Genomic DNA, 20,886 nt, shown 5'->3' with positions numbered 1-20,886 from the left:
TGGCTGATTTGTGCGCGCAGTAGAAATTTAGAAAGAAGGTGTAAATTATGACACAACAAACTTTTACACAGTATGATTTTAAACCATTTTTAATAGATGCAGTTCGTGAACTACGCTTTACAGAGCCGACAGGAATTCAAAAGAAAATTTTCCCGGTCGTGAAAAAAGGTGTAAGTGTAATTGGACAATCCCAAACAGGTTCTGGGAAAACACATGCATACTTACTTCCTACATTGAACAGAATTAATGCAAGTCGTGAAGAAGTACAACTTGTTATTACAGCGCCTACTCGTGAGTTAGCACAACAAATTTACGAAGAAATCGTGAAATTAACAAAGTTTTGTGCGGAAGATCAAATGATTACAGCACGTTGTTTAATTGGTGGAACTGATAAACAACGATCAATTGAAAAGTTGAAAAAACAACCTCATATTGTAGTTGGAACACCAGGACGTATTAAAGATTTAGTAGAAGCACAAGCATTATTTGTTCATAAAGCAAATACTATTATTGTCGATGAAGCAGACTTAATGCTTGATATGGGATTCATTCATGATGTAGACAAAATTGCATCACGCATGCCTAGAAACTTGCAAATGCTAGTTTTCTCTGCAACAATTCCTCAAAAACTAAAACCGTTTCTGAAGAAATATATGGAGAATCCAGAGCATATTCATATCAATCCAAAACAAGTTGCGGCTGGGAATATTGAGCATTATTTAGTACCTTCTAAACATCGTAACAAAATCGATTTAGTGAACAAAATGTTGCTACAATTTAAACCGTATTTAGCAGTTGTTTTCACGAATACGAAGAAGATGGCGGATCAAGTTGCTGACGGATTAATGGAACGTGGCTTAAAAGTTGGACGAATTCACGGAGATTTATCACCGCGTGATCGTAAAAAAATGATGAAACAAATTCGTGATCTTGAATTCCAATATATTGTTGCAACTGATTTAGCAGCACGTGGTATTGATATTGAAGGAATTAGTCATGTTATTAACTACGAACTTCCATCAGATTTAGATTTCTTCGTTCACCGCGTTGGAAGAACAGCACGTGCGGGGCATTCAGGTATTGCAGTGACGATTTATGATCCAGCAAACGAAGAAGCGTTAGATAGTTTAGAAAAACAACGTCATATTGAGTTCAAGCATGTAGAGTTACGCGGAGATGAGTGGGCGGATTTAGGTGAACGTCGTCGTCGTAAGAGCCGTAAAAAACCAAATGATGAACTTGATGTTATGGCAACGAAAGTTATTAAAAAGCCGAAAAAAGTAAAACCAAACTATAAACGTAAACTTGCAACAGAACGTGATAAAGTGAAGAAAAAATATAGCAATAAAAAAAGATAAGGGGAGCCCCCTTATCTTTTTTTATCCGGATATTTGCGGGATAATAATCGGTGGGGAATGGAAAAACACTGATTAAAGTTTCGGTGTAGCTAGTTACAATTTGCGTAGTGTTTTAGGAACAAACAATTCGCTACATATTTCTACAAATTATGCTATCATTATATCTATTGTATATTGAAGAGGTGATTGTATGTTAAAGATTGGATCTCATGTTTCTATGAGTGGTAAGAAAATGTTATTAGCAGCAAGTGAAGAGGCTGTTTCATACGGTGCAACGACGTTTATGATTTATACAGGTGCACCGCAAAATACACGAAGAAAACCAATTGAAGAATTGAACATAGAAGCAGGAAGAAAACATATGGAACTAAACGGTATTGAGGAAATTATCGTACATGCGCCATATATTATTAATCTTGGGAATACGACGAAGCCAGAAACATTCCAATTAGGTGTAGACTTCCTTCGCATGGAAATTGAAAGAACATCGGCATTAGGTGTAGCGAAACAAATCGTTCTTCACCCAGGTGCGCACGTTGGTGCAGGAGCAGATGCTGGTATTCAACAAATTATTAAAGGGCTTAATGAAGTATTAACGCCAGAGCAGACGGTTAACATTGCGTTAGAAACGATGGCAGGAAAAGGAACAGAATGCGGTCGTAGCTTTGAAGAAATTGCAAAGATTATTGATGGTGTAAAATATAATGAAAAATTATCAGTATGCTTTGATACGTGTCATACGCACGATGCAGGATATGATATTGTAAATGATTTTGACGGCGTATTAAATGAATTTGATAAGATTGTTGGTATGGATCGTTTGCAAGTACTTCATATTAATGATAGTAAAAATGTATGCGGCGCAGGAAAGGACCGTCATGAAAATATCGGCTTCGGTCATATCGGTTATAAAGCGTTACATCATATTGTGCATCATCCGCAGTTAATGCACGTACCAAAAATCCTTGAAACGCCATATGTAGGTGAAGATAAAAAAGATAAGAAGCCGCCATATAAATTAGAAATCGAAATGCTGAAAAATGGTACTTTTGATGAAGGGATTCTTGAGAAAATTAAAGCGTAATAAGCAATAAGGAGGGGATTTTCCCCTCCTTATTTTAGTAGTTGCTGAAATAAAGTATTTACTTGTTGGGCAGTAGCAGGGGAGGTTACTTTTGCTATTTGTTTTAAGAGCTCTAGCCGTTCGTCATTATCGTAAATGTTAATATTCTTTCCTTTCATAAGTAAAACAATTTGATCCGCTTGTGCAGTCGTAATAGAAACTTCATACTCTTTACTATATTTCAATAACTCTTTTGTAGAAATATGATTTAATTTTTTATTTACAAGTTGTTTAATGAGGTTCATTGAGTTATCCTCCTTCACACGTTCTTCTATCGAAATATATGAGTACGTAGCTTGTACATATTCGTATAGAGTTTCTTTTTTCATGAGAAAAAGAAGCGTATGTTATAATATAAGGACAAAACTATAGAAAAAGAGTATAAGGAGGACTTATGGAACAAAAGCAACACCGAAAAGAAAGTGTTATCCATCTTATTTATCGTTTAGTTATGATTATTTTTGGGGCAGCATGCGCAGCGGTAGCGATTGAACTATTTTTAATGCCAAATAAAATTATTGATGGTGGAATTATTGGTATTTCTCTTATATTAGATTATCTTACTCCTAATATTTGGTGGTTAAGTTTCTCTACTTTAGTCGTTATTCTCAATATCCCATTTATGTATTCAGGTTATAAGCAAATCGGAAAAACGTTCATGTTATCTTCGGCGTTCGGTATTGTAGCTTTAGCGTTTATTGAATCAACGTTACATGCTGTTCCGCCATTTACAACAGAGCCGATTTTAGCAACAGTGTTTGGTGGCCTTATTTTAGGTATTGGTGTAGGGCTCGTTATTCGCCATGGTGGATCAATGGACGGAACAGAAATTATGGGTATTTTATTAACGAAGAAATTACCTTTCTCTGTTGGCGAATTTGTAATGTTTGTGAACTTATTCATTTTTGCATGGGCAGCATTTGTATTTGGTGTTGAACAAGCTATGTATTCTGTTATGACGTACTATATCGCATTCAAAACAATTGATACAGTCATTCAAGGTTTAGATGAAACGAAAGCAGTTTTAATTGTATCAGATCAATATGAGGAAGTATCAAATGCGATTTTGCATCGTCTTGGTCGTGGAACTACAAAGCTTGTAGCGAAAGGCGGTTACACGGATAAAGAAAAAGAAGTTATTTATGCAGTTGTAACGCGTCTGGAAGTGACGAAGTTAAAATCAATTGTGTATGAAATTGATGCGAATGCGTTTGTTACGATTATGAATACACAAGAGACAAATGGTGGCAAGTTTAAATCGGCTATCCACTAGAAAATTTATCCAGTAAAAGCCCTCGCCAATCGTTGGGGGATGGCCTCATCTGATTAAGGTTTCATTTTATAGGAATATTTTTCAAAAGCAGAGAATTTTTCTCTGCTTTTTGTTATAATAGTAAGGTTTCTTGAAAAAATTGATATATTTTAGGCAGATTGGTTTACAACTATAATAAGCTGTACTATAATTCAAATAGATATAAATCGGAATCATTCTGAATTAAAATAGGTGAGATGCTATGAATAATATATTAGAAATAGAAGGATTGTCATTTCGATATGAAGATCGAAATGTGTTAGAAGATATTAATTTGCAAGTTCCGAAGGGAGCTTTTTTAGGTTTAGTTGGGCCAAATGGTTCTGGGAAATCAACTTTGCTAAAATGTTTATTAGGCGTTTTAAAGCCAAAACAGGGAAGTATTCGTTTGTTTGGTGTTGACAGTAAGAAGTTTAAAGAATGGAACAAAGTTGGTTATGTGTCGCAAAAGGCAAATAGCTTTAATTCTGGTTTTCCCGCCACTGTTTTTGAAGTTGTATCAATGGGACTCGTTTCGAAAAAAGGGCTGTTTCGCTTTTTCACGAAAAACGATAAGGAAAAGGTAGAAAAAGCGATTGCTGATGTAGGGATGAGTGCGTTTCAAGGGCGCAATATCGGAGAACTTTCTGGTGGACAACAACAGCGTGTATTTATTGCTCGTGCGCTCGTTAGTGATCCTGAATTACTTATTTTGGACGAGCCTACTGTTGGAATCGATGTGAAGAATGTAGAAAGTTTTTATGAGATATTAGAGGATTTAAACAAAAGGTTAGGAATCACATTAATTCTCGTTACTCATGATATGGGAGCTGTTACTGAGAAGGTAACACATGTTGCATGCTTAAACCAACATCTACATTTCCATGGAAATGTAGAGAAGTTCCGAGAGTTAGAAGATGCAGAAATGTCCGTCTTATATGGACATCATGTTCATCGTTTAGAACACGAGCATGAGCATCACGGGAGGATATAATGATACAAGATTTTTTACAATATGACTTTTTACAGAACTCTTTATATGCAGGGATTTTAATAGGACTTGTTGCGCCGCTTATCGGTGTATTTGTTGTCATTCGCCGAATGTCGCTTATTGCGGATGCTTTAAGTCACGTGACATTATCGGGTATTGCTGCAAGTTTACTACTAGAAAAAACAATTTTCACAGGAGGATTTTTAAATCCGTTATATATGGGAATGATTTTTTCTATTGGTGGGGCGTTACTAATTGAAAAATTACGTACTGTATATAAACATTATCAAGAATTAGCAATTCCGATTATTCTTTCAGCAGGAATGGGGATTGGGGTTATTTTTATATCACTTGCAAATGGATTTAACACTGATTTATTTAGTTATTTATTTGGGAGTGTAAGTGCTGTAACAAGTACGGATTTAATAATCATCGGCATTGTAGCAATTGTTGTTATTGTAACGATTACTTTATTATACAAAGAGTTATTTTTACTATCGTTTGATGAGGAATATGCTGTATCAACCGGTTTGAGTGCAAAGTGGATTCACTTTATTTTCATTATATTGGTTGCTCTTGTTATTGCAGTATCAATGCGTGTAGTAGGGGTTCTTCTCGTATCATCATTAATGACGTTACCAGTTGCAGCAAGTATTCGTATTGCAAATGGATTTAAACAAACAATTTTCTTTTCCATTTTATTTGGTGAAATTGCAGTAATTGGCGGAATGTTTGCTTCATATCAACTTGATCTAGCACCAGGTGGTACAATTGTTATGATAGCAGTTCTTATTTTAATTGGTGCGATTTTATGGAAAAAGAAAAAAACTGCATAAAGTAGGGATAGATATGAATCTAACAGAAGCTTTACGCCTAATGAAAGATAAAGGATACAAACATACTGGGAAAAGGGAAGAAATGCTCAGGTTATTTGCAGCTCACAATCGTTATTTAACGGCGAAAGACGTTTTAGAGCATATGAAGGATGATTATCCAGGTCTTAGCTTTGATACGATTTATCGTAACTTAACGGTGTTTGCTGAAATCGGTGTTTTAGAACAAACGGAATTAAATGGTGAAAAACATTTTCGTTTTACATGTTCTATTATGGAACATCATCATCATTTTATTTGTTTAGATTGCGGGGGGACGAAAGAGATTACTTCCTGCCCGATGGATTTTATGAATAAAGATTTTAACGGTTATGAAGTAACCGGGCATAAGTTTGAAATATACGGCCGTTGTCCAAAATGTGTAAAATAAGAACTCGTCGGTTACATAATTGACGAGCTTTTTTACGTAAAAAAGAAGGTTGCCCACAAATATTGTGGCAACCTTCTTTTTATTGTTCTTGTGTTTCTTTTTCTTTTTCTCGTTCAGCAGCCATTTCAGCAGCAATTACATCGATTTCTTTTTTCAGTTCTTCTACCATTATTTCTTCTGGTACTTTACGAACAACTTGCCCTTTACGGAATAATAATCCTTCTCCACGTGCACCGGCAATACCGATATCAGCTTCACGAGCTTCACCAGGACCGTTTACAGCGCAACCAAGTACTGCAACTTTAATTGGTACTTTTAGTGTAGAGATGTATTCTTCCACCTCGTTAGCGATGCTAATTAAATCAATTTCAATACGACCACAAGTTGGACAAGAAATAAGTGTTGCTGCATTAGATGCAAGACCGAATGACTTTAATAGTTCACGCGCAACTTTTACTTCTTCAACTGGGTCAGCACTTAATGAAATACGTAGTGTATTTCCGATGCCTTTATTTAAGATTGCGCCAAGACCAGCGGCACTTTTTACAGTTCCGGCAAATAATGTTCCGGATTCTGTAATACCTAAATGTAATGGGTAATCAAAAGCACGAGCAGCTTTTTCGTATGCTTCAATTGCTAAGTTAACATCAGAGGCTTTCATAGATACGATAATATCGTGGAAATCTAAGTCCTCTAAAATTTTAATATGATGTAGGGCACTCTCAACCATACCATCTGCAGTTGGGTATCCGTACTTTTCTAAAATGTGACGTTCTAATGAACCTGCGTTTACACCGATACGAATTGGAATACCGCGTTCTTTTGCCGCATTTACAACAGCTTCTACTTTATGGCGACGACCAATGTTACCTGGATTGATACGTACTTTATCAATGCCGCCTTCAATTGCTTTTAAAGCAAGACGATAATCAAAATGAATATCAGCAACAAGTGGAATGTTGATTTGTTTTTTAATATCAGCAATAGCATTTGCTGCGCGTTCGTCTGGAACAGCAACACGGACAACTTGACAGCCAGCTTCTTCTAAACGTTTAATTTCAGCAACTGTTGCTTCAACATCATGTGTTTTTGTTGTTGTCATACTTTGTATAATTAATTCATTATTACCGCCAATTGTTAAATTACCGACTTTAACTGGACGTGTTTTTGTACGATGAGTCATTTCATTCACGAATAGATCGCTCTCCTTATAAAAGAAGTTTCTTATTTAGTCCCTCATATCAATGAAAGTATACGTGATACAGGGCTATAGAAACCGAAGTGCTCGGTTTCACTTTTACTATTGTATCAGCGCCTTTATGTAATTGACAAGGATTAAGTGATTGCTCATTGATATAACGGGAATTTATAAGACTTTCCAATTTGTATTTTTGTAGCAGATGTACTTTTGTTTAGTTGTTTAAAGTCATCAATTACCTTTTCAATGGAAGGGATTTTTTTCTTATTAATTTGTTCGGTAATAGAAAGAACTGTCTCACCTGTTTTGACTTCAATTGTTTTATAAGTTACATCTGTTTCTTTTTCTGCTTTGTTCTCTTTATTTTGTTTTGTATCTGTATTTTCTTGCTTTATCGTTTGGGCCGCGGTTGTTTTTTTATATGAACTTAACATCGGTAAAGTGCCGATTTTTATATCGTAATAAAATATATAACCAAGAACAAGCACGAATAAGAATATACCTAATCTTTTCATATTCTTCACTCCTTTGCTAGGAATATATGCTTGTCCAAAAAAAAAATGCCTATTTAGGCATTTTTTCGTTTTTATTTTTCTTTCGGTTTTGGAACTTCTTTAATCGTTAAGTAAAGAACAATTAAAACAACTGCGATATAAATAAATGTTGAACCAGGTACAACGATTTTGAATAGATCCATAATCATAAAGAAGATTGTTGGGATTGTGTAGCTGTATGCAGTTAACGTCCATACTTGCTTATAAGATAATTTACGTTGACCACTCATAGCAGAACCTATAAACGCAAGTAAAGTAATTCCTAAGAAAGTAATAAACAATTGGAATAGGTATACTAACACGCCGATAACGGCTAGTAAAATTGGATAAATACTATCGAATACAGAAATGAAATCTTGTAAATCTTTCTTCTCAAGAGATGTTCCTAATAAATCATTATAGGAGTATGTTTGTGTTTGACCATTTCCTATAGAAACTACTTTATCTTTTAAAATAAATAAACCAGTTTTGTTTTTATATGTTTCTATATCTGTTGTATTGGGATCAAATACGAAAAGAGCATCTCCTTCTTCCTTTTGAATAGGTTGTTCAATATCTGCTTTTAGTTCACCGTTTTCGATTTTAAAATCAGGTAAATCTTTTTCAATCGCTTGATTTACCATGCTGACACTATCTTGGATAAAGCTGCCGTAAAAGAATGTTCTTGGAATAGTAGTGATTAGACAAAGTAGCATAATATACAAAATGGTTTTTCCGATTTTTTGAAAACGGAATAGCGCCATATCTTTAGGCGAATATACGCTTTTTGCTAATTGGGTAAATATGGACATAGATTCACTTCCTTTATGTATGTATAAAATCATTGTAACGTAGGAATCTAGAGAATCTCAAGATATATTATATTTACATATAGTGGAGATAACTAAATTTCTTTTTATTAATTTTCTTCTTTTATATGAGAAAAATACAATTGACACTTTTCTTTGCCATATGGTAAATTTATCTTACATTTCTTAAAGGATATATCCGATAGGAATTCCTTTATTTGATATGTTGTTACATACATAATTGTGGACCCTTAGCTCAGCTGGTTAGAGCAGACGGCTCATAACCGTCCGGTCGTAGGTTCGAGTCCTACAGGGTCCATATCCATTTCGCATGTTTATTATGTCAGTGGGAAGCTTCCTTGTAGAAGGGAGCTTTTTTTACGGAATATATGAGCATTTTAATTGAAAAGAAGTGGGATTTTTGCTACGTTAATGATAGCAAGACAATGTGATTTATTTGTTTGCACCCTATGGCAATTAGGGTAGAATGAAGTTGTATGTCACTTAAGTGGCAATACATAAACTGGGAGGAATATAACAATGGCAAAACACGAATTACCAAATTTACCTTATGCGTATGATGCTTTAGAGCCTCACTTTGACAAAGAAACAATGAACATCCATCATACAAAACATCATAACACTTACATTACCAACTTAAACGCTGCTTTAGAAGGTCATGCAGAATTAGCTGACAAAAGCGTAGAAGAATTAGTTGCAAACTTAAACGAAGTACCAGAAGCAATCCGTACAGCAGTACGTAACAATGGTGGCGGACATGCTAACCATACATTCTTCTGGACAATCTTATCTCCAAACGGCGGCGGACAACCAGTAGGCGAACTTGCAACTGCAATTGAAGCGAAATTCGGTAGCTTCGATGCATTCAAAGAAGAATTCGCAAAAGCTGGCGCAACTCGTTTCGGTTCTGGTTGGGCTTGGTTAGTAGTAAACAATGGTGAGTTAGAAGTAACAAGCACGCCAAACCAAGATTCTCCTCTAACTGAAGGTAAAACTCCAGTTGTAGGTTTAGATGTTTGGGAACATGCTTACTACCTAAATTACCAAAACCGTCGTCCTGACTACATCGGTGCATTCTGGAACGTTGTAGATTGGAACGCTGCTGAAAAACGTTACCAAGAAGCAAAATAATTGTAATAACGATAGAAAAAGCTAGGAGAATGCTCCTAGCTTTTTTCTATGCTTTCCTTTTACATAATTGGGCTTGTCTTTGGAAGACTAGAACATGAAGTAAAGGAGAGTTGTGTATGAAGTGGAAACATATAATTGGTGACGTTGAAGTGAATCGGGATTTAGTGTTGTTGCTCCTTATTGGAGGTTTATACACGCTCGCAATTTCTTTATCGAATACGTTTGTTAACATTTATTTATGGAAACAAACACAAAATTATGTGAATCTTGGCCTGTATAATTTGGCCAGCGTTGTATTACAGCCTCTCACATTTCTTATAGGTGGGAAATTAGCGAAGCGTATTGATCGCTCAATCTTGTTACGAATAGGCGTAGGCACGTTAGCTATTTTTTTTATCGTTGTTTTAGTAGCGGGAAAAAGCGCTTCTCACTATATTTTATTAATGGGGGCTCTTTTAGGAGTCGGATATGGTTTTTACTGGCTCGCGTTTAACTTATTAACATTTGAGATTACAGAACCAGAAACAAGAGATTTCTTTAATGGGTTTCTTGGACTTCTTACATCCTTCTCTGGCATGATTGGACCGATAGCAGCTGGATACACAATTTCACGTATGGAAAAATGGAGTGGCTATACGGTCATATTCTTTCTTTCGTTACTGTTATTTGCAATTGCTGTTATTTTAAGCTTTTTTGTATCTAAGAGAGAATGTGAAGGACGGTATGAAATTGTACAAGTATTGAAAGAGCGGCAGATTGATAAAAATTGGGGAAGAATTACACGTGCTCATTTTTTCCAAGGGTTGAGAGAGGGAACGTTTATTTTTGTGATTTCCGTGTACGTGTATTTAGCGACGGATAGCGAACTCGCCTTAGGAAAATATAGCTTAGTAAATTCTGCTGTATCATTTGTATGTTACTACTTAGTCACTCGTATGTTAAAGAAAGAGTGGCGGAAAAAAGCAATTTTGCTTGGAGGCATTATTTTATATGCTGTCGTATTTTTAGTTATATTCAACGTTACATACGCAAAATTACTTATTTATGCAGCGTGTATTGCGGTTGCATACCCTATTTTGCTTGTTCCGTACGGGTCCATGACATATGATGTAATTGGCAGAGCGAAAAATGCGAGAGAGTGGCGTGTAGAGTATGTAGTTGTCCGAGAATTATGGTTAAATGCAGGAAGAATTTGCTCGATTTTAAGTTTTTTATGTGCTGTACTATTCTTTCCGCCCGAAAAAAGTTTACCTTACTTATTATGTATTTTAGGTGCAGGACATTTTCTTATTTATTTTGCAGTTAAAAATGTCAAATATGATGAGGGAAATGCAAGTAAAACAAGTGTTGTAACGCAAGCAAATGCGCAGAATCAAACAGAACCAGAAGGTTAACTTCTCGGTTGTTTTATGCTAGAATAGAAAAAGATGTAAGACAGCAGTGAGGACACCTGTATGAAGGTGTCCCTTTCACATTACATAGCTGTTGGTAGAGGGGGTTTGTATGAGCAAGAAGCAGAAACAACAAAAGAAAAAGACTCACGTTCCTTTTCGGTTAAACGTGCTGTTTTTCTGCGTGTTTTTAATGTTCTCCGCGGTTATTGTAAGGCTAGGATATGTACAAATTGTTCGCGGTGAGGAATATAAGAATGAAGTGGAGAGGAAAGAGAACTCGACGATAAGTAATCCTGTGCCACGTGGGAAAATATTTGACCGTTATGGGCGAGCTGTAGTAGATAATGCAGCTGTACGTACGATTACATTTACAAAAATGAAAGGATCAACTGCAGAGGCTCGCTTAGAAACAGCGAAAAAGCTGGCAGATTTGATTGAAGTACCGACAGATAAATTAACAGATCGTGATAAAAAAGATTATTGGCTTGCTATTCATAAAGAGGAAGCGAAAGAAAAAATTACGAATAAAGATCGTCAAGAGTTTAAAGATAAAAAAATTGACGATAAAGAATTAGATGAGCGTCAACGAAATCGCGTGACAGAAGAAGAAGTGAATCAATTATCCGCAAAAGATTTAGAAATACTAGCGATTAAAAGCAAAATGGACGGCGGATATGCGATGACGCCACAAGTCATTAAAAAGGATGCTACAGAAGAAGAATATGCGATTATTAGTGAAAATCTAGCAGCATTACCGGGTGTAGATACGAATGTTGATTGGGATCGGAAATATGTTTATGATGATTTATTCCGAAGTGTACTTGGCGGGGTGTCAACGTCTGATGAAGGTTTACCGAGAGAAAGACTAGATTACTATCTTGTTCGTGATTATAATCGAAATGAACGAGTAGGAAAAAGTTATCTTGAACAGCAATATGAAGATAGCCTACATGGTACGAAAGCGGAAGTGAAAAATATTACAGATAAAAATGGTAATATTTTAGAAACGATTAATGTATCAAAAGGGCAAAGTGGTAATGATCTGAATTTAACAATTGATATGGAATTACAAAAGCGTGTAGAAGAAATTATCACTAAAAGTTTATTGAAATATAAAGGTGGGCAACCACTTTTAGATCGTGCATTCGTTGTAATGATGAATCCGAAAAATGGTGAAGTTTTATCTATGGCAGGGAAACAGTTAGTGAATGAAAATGGTGAAACGAAAGTACAAGATTTCGCATTAGGAACAATGACAAGTTCTTATCCGATGGGATCGACTGTAAAAGGCGCTACAATACTTACTGGATATCAAACAGGCGCTATTCAACCAGGTTCGGTTCAACTTGATGAACCAATTGTATTAAAAGGACCGCTAAAAAAATCGTCTTGGAAGACGATGGGATATATTAATGACCTTACAGCGTTAAAAATGTCTTCAAACGTTTATATGTTTAAAACAGCGATGAATATTGCTGGTGTTCCCTATGTACGAGGCGGTACGTTAGATATAAAACAAAAATCATATGATACGATGCGTTACTATTTCGGTCAATTTGGACTTGGTGTAAAAACTGGCATTGATTTACCGAATGAAACGGCTGGACAAAGAGGTAGAACAGATCATATGCCAGGTTTCTTATTGGATTTATCAATTGGACAGTATGATACGTATACACCACTTCAATTAGCACAATATGTTTCAACAATTGCAAATGGTGGTTACCGTATGCAGCCGCAAGTTGTAAAAGAAATTCGTCAACCGGCAGTGAAACAAGATGAAGTTGGAAAAGTGGTTCATTCAATGGAACCGAAAGTACTAAACCGTGTAGATATGCCTGAATCACAAATTAAACGTGTTCAAGAAGGATTTAGACAAGTATTTAACGATACTGGTGGTACAGCTACGAAATACTTTACAGGTGCACCATATAAAGCTGCTGGTAAAACAGGTACAGCTCAAACTGTGTATGGCGGAGATAAAGAGATTGGTAGAAATGCAAAAGGTGAGCGCAAAGAGACATATAACTTAACGTTAGTAGGTTATGCGCCATTTGAAGACCCTGAAGTAGCATTTTCTGTTGTTGTACCTTGGGTAGATGATAAATCAGGTATTAATGGATATATTAGCCGTGACATTATGGACGCGTACTTTGATTTGAAAAAGGTAGAAAATGGCGAAGCTACAAAAGATGAAATAGATAAGAAAAATAAAGAGCAAGATGATGAATAAAAAAGTTGTAAAAAAAGCACACTATCTGAAAAGATAGTGTGCTTTTTTTTATGGTTCATGCATACGTTTTAATAAAGTGGACAAGCATATCATATCGGGAAATTAAGGGACCTCGCAAATGATACGTATGCATTTCCCTATGGAGGATAAGGATTTTATGGACCAATCATTAGTGAAGATGAATGGTGGCTACGGATTAGAATTTCACCTAATGTTGATTCTTGTGGAACTTTACAAAACTTTTACAAACAATTAAAACCGAATTAATAGTTTAGCAGTATTCTTATATCTGTAATCCTGTTATTTCCGGTTACTTCTAGGAGGAAGAACACGTGAAATGGATAAGTGCATCGATTAAAGTTTTCATATTGTCGACATGTTTCTTTTATGTTGGCACGTCTACTGCATTTGCTGTGAATGAAATGGGAGAAGTGAGAGTTGATGGATCCTCAACAGTTTTTCCTATTATAGAAGCGGTAGCGGAGGAATATACAAAGGTGCATCCAAACGTGAAAATTTCCATCAGTGTTTCTGGAACAGGAGGAGGATTTAATCGTTTCAGTAAAGGAGAAGTAGATATAAATAATGCTTCGAGAGCAATGAAACAAGTGGAAGAAAATGAGATGAAAAAAAACTCCATTCAGTTTACACCGTTTGAAGTCGCTTACGATGGCCTTACGATCGTTGTGAGTCGCCAAAATACTTGGGTAGACAATATGACGGTAGACGAGTTACGTCTATTATGGAGTGAAGATGGAAGCGAAAAGCGATGGTCACAAATTCATTCATCATGGCCACGTGAACAGGTGAAGTTTTATGCGCCAGGTGTAGACTCTGGTACGTATGATTATTTTCAAAATGTCATCTTACAAAATAGTCGCATTGTAAAAAAAGTCTCTTTGTCTGAAGATGATCAAGTTATTATGCAAGGGGTAATGAATGATAAAAATGCCATTGCTTTTGTAGGATATGCTTATTATATGGCCAATCGAGATAAGGTGAGAGCAATAAAAGTGAATGGTGTACTTCCGACGAAAGATACCATTCAATCAGGTAAGTATAAGCCATTATCTAGGCCGTTATTTGCTTATGTAAATGATGCATCTATCCGAAATAAAATGAATGTAGCAAATTATATTGAGTTTATGATTCAGCATGTAGGTAATCTTGCTGAAGAGGTTGGATATGTAAAATTACCAAAAGAAAAATACAATGAACAGCTGCGGATGTTAACAGAAATAAAAAGGTAATGTCAGGGTGGAAAGGGGTTTTCATCTTTGGCTCATAATGACAAAAGTCAAATTACATTTTCTGTACAACATTTGATTGAAAGAAATACAAAACAAAGAAAAAAAACGCAGCGAATCAATCGAATCGTTCCATTATTACTAAAAATAATTGCTAGCGTGTCTATTGTAACGACACTTGGAATTATTTTTACATTGGCAAATGAAACATTGATGTTTTTTCAAAAAATACCATTACACTCCTTTTTGACGGGAAAAGAATGGTTACCTTTTTTTGAAGATCCTAAATTCGGTATATTACCACTTATATGTGGAACGTTCCTTGTAACAGCAATTGCCATGTTCGTAGCAATTCCTATCGGTTTAGCGTGTGCTGTATTTTTAAGCGAATATGCTTCAAACGGTGCAAGGAAAGTATTAAAACCGATGTTAGAACTATTAGCAGGTATTCCGACAATTGTATATGGTTTTTTTGCATTAACAGTTGTCACACCACTTTTACAACGGATTATACCAGATTTACAGTTTTTTAATGCGATTAGTCCAGGTATTGTTATTGGCTTTATGATGATACCTACAATTGCATCTCTATCTGAAGACGCGATGAGAGCTGTAGCGAAAGGAACGAAAGAAGCTTCGTTAGCACTTGGAGCAACTCGGTTTGAGATGGTAAAACAAGTCGTGTTTCCTTCGGCTTTTACAGGGATTATGGCAGCGATCATATTAGCTGTTTCCAGGGCAATTGGTGAAACGATGATCGTTGTAATTGCAGCGGGATCTACACCGAATGTATCGCTCGATCCGACACACTCTATTCAAACGCTAACAGCCTATATTGTGCAAGTGAGTTTAGGTGATGCTCCGCACGGAACAATTACGTATTACAGCATGTATGCTGTAGGCGCAACTTTATTCTTATTTACTTTTATCATGAACATCATTTCGCAGTCTATTATGCGCCGCTTTAGGAGGGTGACATAATATGCGAATGTTGAATCATAAAAAAATACAAGAGAATATGGCATCACGCTTTTTAAAAGACCGAGTTTACAAATTGTTATTTTATATAGCAATTTTGTTTTCAATAGTAATACTGCTTATTTTACTTTTTCAAATTTTTGAAAAAGGTATAAGTTACCTTTCGTTAGATTTCTTTACAAACTTCGCTTCGCGTAATCCGAAAGAAGCTGGGATTGCTGCAGCTTTGTCAGGAACAATATTATTTATGAGTATTGTTATACCAGTCTCTTTTATATTTGGAGTTGGAACTGCTCTTTATTTAGAGCAATATGCGAAGGAATCTATATTTAAAAAGGTAATAGAAATTAATAATCAAACGTTAGCAGGAGTACCTTCCGTTGTATTTGGATTACTCGGCTTAACTATTTTTGTATATGCTCTTCATTTAGGTGAGAGTATTATTGCGGCGGCACTGACGATGAGTTTACTCGTTTTACCGACAGTTGTTGTAGCGAGTCAAGAAGCGATACGATCTGTACCAAGTTCATTATTAGAAGCCTCTTACGGATTAGGTGCTACGAAGTGGCAAACGATGTATCAAATTGTATTGCCATCTGCTTTCCCAGGAATTATAACGGGTTGTACGTTAGCGATATCAAGGGCGATTGGAGAAGCGGCACCGCTATTAGTTATCGGGGCACTTGCATTTGCAAATTATGTTCCATTTAGTATGTTTGATAGATTTACAGTTTTACCAATTCAAATTTTTAATTGGATGAGTAGACCGCAAGAAGAATTTCAGTATGTAGCAGCTGCTGGGATGATTGTTTTGTTAGGTTTATTACTCTTTATCAATATATTTGTCTTATGGTTACGAAATCGAAAATAAGTTGGAAATGGATGAAAGGGGAATTCAAATGGTAGCAACAGTAGTAAATGTACAGGTGAAAAACGAGGAGAAAATCGAGACTGCACCAAAGAAAGTAGTATTTGATACGAAAAACTTAAATTTATGGTACGGAGAAGACCATGCTTTAAAAGATATTAACTTAAGCATTCATGAGAATGAAGTTACAGCAATTATCGGGCCAAGTGGTTGTGGTAAATCAACGTACTTAAAAACATTAAATCGTATGGTAGAGTTAGTACCAATCGTGCGAACTACAGGTGTAATTGAATACAGAGAGCGCAATATATTTGAAAAATCATACCCAGTTGAAGAATTAAGAACTCATGTGGGAATGGTGTTCCAAAAGCCAAACCCATTTCCGAAATCTATTTATGAAAATGTAGCATATGGCCCGAAAATTCATGGTATTCGTGATAAAAAAACATTGGATGAAATTGTTGAAAAAAGTTTACGTGGAGCAGCGATTTGGGATGAGTTAAAAGATCGTTTGCATGATAATGCATACGGTTTATCTGGTGGACAGCAACAGCGTCTATGTATCGCACGTTGTTTAGCAATTGAACCAGACGTTATTTTAATGGATGAGCCAACATCGGCACTAGATCCAATTTCAACATTAAAAGTAGAAGAATTAATTCAAGAGTTAAAGAAAGACTTTAGTATTGTGATCGTAACGCATAACATGCAACAAGCGGCACGTATTTCAGATAAAACTGCTTTCTTCTTAAGTGGAGAAGTTGTGGAGTATACAGATACAAATAAATTATTTACGACACCTTCAGATAAGCGTACAGAAGATTATATTACAGGCCGATTCGGTTGATATCGTTGCAAGGATAAGAGTAAATACCCTCTTAACAGAGGGTATTTCTTATTTTTACCTCATTTAATTAGAGAAGTAATACTTCTCCTATCTTAAGGCTTATTACAAGTAGGCTAGGTAGGAGATCTATATATAATGGCACATAATATTGAGGGGGAAGAAACGATGGTAAGAGAACAGTTTCAATGTGATTTAAAAATGTTACAGCAAAAGGTGATTGAGCTTGGAGAGCTAGCGAGGGAAGCTTTATTGCTTGCTATGGAAGGTCTTCATAAAAGGGATGTAGAGAAAGCGTTAGAGGTAATAGATGGTGATTATCGTATGGATAATTTAGAAGAGGAAATAAATGACCTTGCGCTTATGCTTATTACGAAGCAGCAACCTGTAGCAAGTGATTTAAGAAGGATTTTCATTTCAATTAAAACAGCGACAGATTTAGAGCGTATTGCAGATCATGCTGTTAATATTGCGAAATCAACAATTCGTCTCGGGGAAAAAGAGGTGGTTGTGAGTTTGCACAATCTTGATGAAATGTTTGCAATTGCAAATAAGATGCTACAGTTAGCGCTAGAAGCATATGAGCAAGAAAATTTAACTTTTGCGAAACAAATTGCCGAAATGGATGATTCAGTTGATGAAATATATGGGAAAGCGATTCGTGAATTTATATCTTCAGTTCCAGAACAACCAGAAGCAATTACACAAATTACACAATTATCCTTTGTGGCGAGATATATCGAGCGTGTAGCAGATCATATTACAAATATTGCTGAAAATATTTTTTATTTAGTAAAAGGAAAGCATTACTTATTAAATGAATAAAGAAAAAGGCAGGTGAAACATCACCTGCTTTTTTTAGTCAAAACATGACAAAAAAAGCTCGTTGTTTCCTTTAGTTTATGATGATAAGATGTATCATAATATAATGGAAAAAATAGGACATATATGTTGTTCACTTATTAAGGGATATTTTACTAAGTTAATGGTAAGCGCTTTCTTTTGTGGTGTTGAAAAGGTACATGTATATAGACAGTTTTACCGCCTGTAAAAGCCCGAGTGGTCAGGGCTAATAATCAGTGGGAGATGCACAAAATCCCTACTAATTAAAGTTTCATTTTATACTGCTAGTTAATGCGGGGTAGATAATATACATATCGTATATGAAGTTACTGATCATTATATAAGTGGAGGCTGAAGTATATGAAGGGGGTTATTTTAGCTGGAGGAAAAGGACGACGCCTTAGACCATTAACATGTAATACTCCAAAGCCGATGTTACCATTATTAGAAAAGCCAGTTTTGGAATACAATATTGAATTATTACGTCAGCATGGTATTCGTGAAATTGCAATTACTGTTCAGTATATGAGTACAGCCATTAAACAATATTTTGGTGACGGTAGCAAATGGGGAGTTAACTTGTACTACTTTGAAGATTCTCCCCCGCTTGGAACCGCAGGGAGTATTAAACAAGCGGAAACATTTTTAGATGAAACGTTTGTTGTGATAAGCGGGGATGCGTTAACTGATTTTCAATTATCAGAAGGAATTATGTTTCATGAACAAAAGAAAAGAATGGTAACTATGTTTGTAAAGGAAGTAGAAAACCCACTCTCATTCGGTTTAGTTGTAATGAACAAAGAACAAGAGGTTACACGATATATAGAAAAACCTAGCTGGAATGAAGTAGTCTCTAATATTGTGAATACAGGTATATATATTATGGAGCCAGAAATTTTTTCTTACATACCGCCCCGAGAGTTTTTTGATTTCAGTCAAGATGTGTTTCCGCTATTGGCAAATAAGAACGCGTTATTTGCATATTTGTCAGAAGGTTATTGGTTAGATATCGGTACATTTGATCAATATCGACAAGCACAATTTGATTTGTTAACGAAAAAATTGCAAGTACCTATTCCTTACACGGAAGTATTGCCGATGGTATGGATGGGGGAAGGTGTGACGATTGGAAAAGGAACGAAAATTCACGGTCCTTCTTTTATTGGAGAAGGAGCAAAGATTGGTGCTGGAGCTGTAATTGAGCCATACTCTATTATCGGGAAAAATAGTGTGGTTTCAAGTTATTCTCATCTTCAAAAAAGTATTGTTTTTGCAAATGCGCACATTGGTCAGTATTGCGAGCTATTAGAAACGACCATAGGAGAGCATACAATGGTGGAAGATGACGTTACACTGTTTCAAAAAAGCATTGTAGCGGATCATTGTCATATAGGGAAAAGTACGGTAATTAAGCAAAAGGGAAAACTATGGCCATATAAGGCGATTGACAGCTATTCAGTAGTAGGATCGGCTGGTGTTCAAGAAAGTGAAAAGAGTGCAGGATGGTTGCAAAAAAGCCGCATTGTAGGAAGAGGTAATGTTGAAATCACTCCTCAATTTATTGTGAAGGTTGCGATGGCGTATGGATCTCTTTTTGCCAAAGGAGAAAGTATATTAATTGGGAGTCAAGAACATATAGAAACGACTTCTTATAAAAATCTCTTTCTTCATGCGATTCATGGTATCGGGATTCATACGATGGAATGCAAAGAAATGAACGAGTCACTTTTTCAGTATAGCATTCAGGATTTACAATGTGCAGGTGGGGTTTTCATTCAAGTGGAAAACGAAAAAGAGGTTGTTATAAAGTTATATGGTAAGGAGGGGGTACAATTAACGTATAAGCAGCAAAAAGCGATAGAACAAGTATATATGTCTGAGTCGTTTTATTACGTATGTGAGAAAGAAATGGGGCGGAATAAGCTAGTCCACGTTTCTTTACATGATTATATAGAGGCTGTATTAGAGCGCGTTGATATTGAGAAAATACAAAAACAAAAGTTTCATCTTCTTATTAATAAGAGGAATGATATGTTACAACATTTACTGATGCTCTTTTTACAAAGGCTCGGATGCACAGTTACATGGATTTATGCGGGCGAACAAAAGGATCATGTGAAAGCTTTGATGAAATCAAGCAAAGCAAATATGGCACTTATGTTTTCAGAGCAAGGAAATTATTTCGAGTTATATGATAATCATAGTAATATTTACCAAGGAACAGATTTTGAAGAGGTAGATATTCCAGATTTATTACTTGAATCAGCAGGAAATATTTACCCGATGTCTTTGAAATTAGGAGAATGTTACCTTCTATTTTATACGCAGGATGAAAAAAAGTCGTTTCAAGCGAGATGGAAGCGAGATATTTTATATCGAATTGGAAAATTATTCGAGTTAATAGCATTGCAGGGGAAAACATTTCTCAGCATAGTAGAGCAATCACCGCCGCTTTATCTACTTTGTGATGAAGTTGTATGTTCATGGAATGAAAAAGGAAAAGTAATGAGGAAATTATTGGCTGATATGGAAAGAAAGGAAGAAGGTATATTTGAAGGAGTACAGTTCAAATATACCGAAAAAGAGTGGTCTTATATCGTTTCTGACACAAAACAACCGAAATTTTTAGTGTATTCGCATGCCAGAAACCCAGTAATAGCAAGGGAAAACATGAAAAATCTTATAGAAAAAATTAGACAATATCAAAAGGTGTAGAATTTTTATTTTAAAAGTGGTATTATAGTATAGTCTGATTTAAGTT

General features: G+C 35.7%; 19 protein-coding genes and 1 tRNA gene. 16 read left to right on the top strand and 4 right to left on the bottom strand.

The features are described from left to right. Window positions 1-47: 47 nt before the first annotated feature. Together JDS82_RS03110 and JDS82_RS03105 are read left to right on the top strand one after the other, a co-directional pair. A complete protein-coding gene (locus tag JDS82_RS03110) occupies window positions 48-1,358 on the top strand; it encodes a DEAD/DEAH box helicase (RefSeq protein WP_000194012.1) in 1,311 nt (436 codons plus the stop codon). A gap of 190 nt (window positions 1,359-1,548) precedes the next feature. Next, on the top strand, window positions 1,549-2,442 hold the full coding sequence (locus JDS82_RS03105; protein ID WP_000912443.1) for a deoxyribonuclease IV: 894 nt from the start codon (window positions 1,549-1,551) through the stop codon (window positions 2,440-2,442). A gap of 29 nt (window positions 2,443-2,471) precedes the next feature. Here the strand turns inward: JDS82_RS03105 and JDS82_RS03100 are convergent, their stop codons facing one another. Further along, on the bottom strand, window positions 2,472-2,726 hold the full coding sequence (locus JDS82_RS03100; protein WP_001048965.1) for a DUF2624 domain-containing protein: 255 nt from the start codon (window positions 2,724-2,726) through the stop codon (window positions 2,472-2,474). A 149-nt stretch (window positions 2,727-2,875) separates the two neighbouring features. On the opposite strand from JDS82_RS03100, the gene JDS82_RS03095 reads away from it, so the two are divergent. The 4 genes from JDS82_RS03095 to JDS82_RS03080 all read left to right on the top strand — a co-directional run bounded on the left by JDS82_RS03095 (window position 2,876) and on the right by JDS82_RS03080 (window position 6,026). Beyond that, the gene (locus JDS82_RS03095) at window positions 2,876-3,754 is read left to right on the top strand and encodes a YitT family protein (RefSeq protein WP_000435955.1); all 879 of its coding nucleotides are present in this window, start codon (window positions 2,876-2,878) and stop codon (window positions 3,752-3,754) included. A 241-nt stretch (window positions 3,755-3,995) separates the two neighbouring features. Next, a complete protein-coding gene (locus JDS82_RS03090) occupies window positions 3,996-4,766 on the top strand; it encodes a metal ABC transporter ATP-binding protein (RefSeq protein ID WP_001059648.1) in 771 nt (256 codons plus the stop codon). Then, on the top strand, window positions 4,766-5,599 hold the full coding sequence (locus JDS82_RS03085) for a metal ABC transporter permease (RefSeq protein WP_064459831.1): 834 nt from the start codon (window positions 4,766-4,768) through the stop codon (window positions 5,597-5,599). The genes JDS82_RS03090 and JDS82_RS03085 overlap by 1 nt, the downstream gene beginning before the upstream one ends. 13 nt (window positions 5,600-5,612) lie before the next feature. Continuing rightward, window positions 5,613-6,026, top strand: a complete 414-nt coding sequence (locus JDS82_RS03080; protein WP_002107670.1) for a Fur family transcriptional regulator — start codon at window positions 5,613-5,615, stop codon at window positions 6,024-6,026. 79 nt (window positions 6,027-6,105) lie between these two features. On the opposite strand, the gene ispG is transcribed toward JDS82_RS03080, so the two are convergent. From ispG to JDS82_RS03065, 3 genes are all read right to left on the bottom strand, one after another. Continuing rightward, complete coding sequence (gene ispG / locus JDS82_RS03075) at window positions 6,106-7,209, bottom strand: flavodoxin-dependent (E)-4-hydroxy-3-methylbut-2-enyl-diphosphate synthase (RefSeq protein WP_075308387.1); 1,104 nt, start codon at window positions 7,207-7,209, stop codon at window positions 6,106-6,108. A 164-nt stretch (window positions 7,210-7,373) separates the two neighbouring features. After that, complete coding sequence (yqfZ, locus tag JDS82_RS03070) at window positions 7,374-7,739, bottom strand: protein YqfZ (protein ID WP_000825418.1); 366 nt, start codon at window positions 7,737-7,739, stop codon at window positions 7,374-7,376. Window positions 7,740-7,810: 71 nt separating this feature from the next. Continuing rightward, window positions 7,811-8,569, bottom strand: coding sequence for a DUF1189 domain-containing protein (locus JDS82_RS03065; protein ID WP_000021901.1), 759 nt, complete (start codon window positions 8,567-8,569; stop codon window positions 7,811-7,813). 242 nt (window positions 8,570-8,811) lie between these two features. Between JDS82_RS03065 and JDS82_RS03060 the strand changes: the two genes are divergently transcribed. The 10 genes from JDS82_RS03060 (at window position 8,812) to JDS82_RS03015 (ending at window position 20,840) form a co-directional block, all read left to right on the top strand. Further along, a tRNA-Ile gene (locus tag JDS82_RS03060) sits at window positions 8,812-8,885 on the top strand. Between the two features lie 221 nt (window positions 8,886-9,106). Further along, entirely contained in the window at window positions 9,107-9,718 is a 612-nt protein-coding gene (gene sodA, locus JDS82_RS03055; RefSeq protein ID WP_001052034.1) for a superoxide dismutase [Mn], read from the top strand. Between the two features lie 116 nt (window positions 9,719-9,834). After that, complete coding sequence (locus JDS82_RS03050; protein WP_193671994.1) at window positions 9,835-11,112, top strand: MFS transporter; 1,278 nt, start codon at window positions 9,835-9,837, stop codon at window positions 11,110-11,112. A gap of 109 nt (window positions 11,113-11,221) precedes the next feature. Next, window positions 11,222-13,345, top strand: coding sequence for a peptidoglycan D,D-transpeptidase FtsI family protein (locus JDS82_RS03045; protein ID WP_048565715.1), 2,124 nt, complete (start codon window positions 11,222-11,224; stop codon window positions 13,343-13,345). 332 nt (window positions 13,346-13,677) lie between these two features. Next, a complete protein-coding gene (gene phoX, locus JDS82_RS03040; RefSeq protein ID WP_000871256.1) occupies window positions 13,678-14,595 on the top strand; it encodes a phosphate ABC transporter substrate-binding protein PhoX in 918 nt (305 codons plus the stop codon). Window positions 14,596-14,622: 27 nt separating this feature from the next. Next, entirely contained in the window at window positions 14,623-15,573 is a 951-nt protein-coding gene (gene pstC / locus JDS82_RS03035; RefSeq protein WP_000940907.1) for a phosphate ABC transporter permease subunit PstC, read from the top strand. A gap of 1 nt (window position 15,574) precedes the next feature. Continuing rightward, complete coding sequence (pstA, locus tag JDS82_RS03030) at window positions 15,575-16,441, top strand: phosphate ABC transporter permease PstA (RefSeq protein ID WP_001242549.1); 867 nt, start codon at window positions 15,575-15,577, stop codon at window positions 16,439-16,441. Between the two features lie 28 nt (window positions 16,442-16,469). Beyond that, window positions 16,470-17,285 (top strand): phosphate ABC transporter ATP-binding protein, encoded by an 816-nt coding sequence (gene pstB, locus JDS82_RS03025; RefSeq protein ID WP_000226689.1) that lies wholly within the window; start codon window positions 16,470-16,472, stop codon window positions 17,283-17,285. Window positions 17,286-17,450: 165 nt separating this feature from the next. Continuing rightward, window positions 17,451-18,107: a phosphate signaling complex protein PhoU gene (gene phoU, locus JDS82_RS03020; protein ID WP_033658807.1), complete on the top strand. Its 657-nt coding sequence runs from the start codon at window positions 17,451-17,453 to the stop codon at window positions 18,105-18,107. 378 nt (window positions 18,108-18,485) lie between these two features. Then, on the top strand, window positions 18,486-20,840 hold the full coding sequence (locus tag JDS82_RS03015) for a sugar phosphate nucleotidyltransferase (protein WP_199712619.1): 2,355 nt from the start codon (window positions 18,486-18,488) through the stop codon (window positions 20,838-20,840). Window positions 20,841-20,886: the final 46 nt, after the last annotated feature.

Source organism: Bacillus cereus group sp. N14 (assembly GCF_016483555.1).
In the GTDB taxonomy this organism is placed as follows: Bacteria; Bacillota; Bacilli; order Bacillales; family Bacillaceae_G; genus Bacillus_A; species Bacillus_A wiedmannii.
This window is presented reverse-complemented; position numbering and strand designations above follow the sequence as displayed.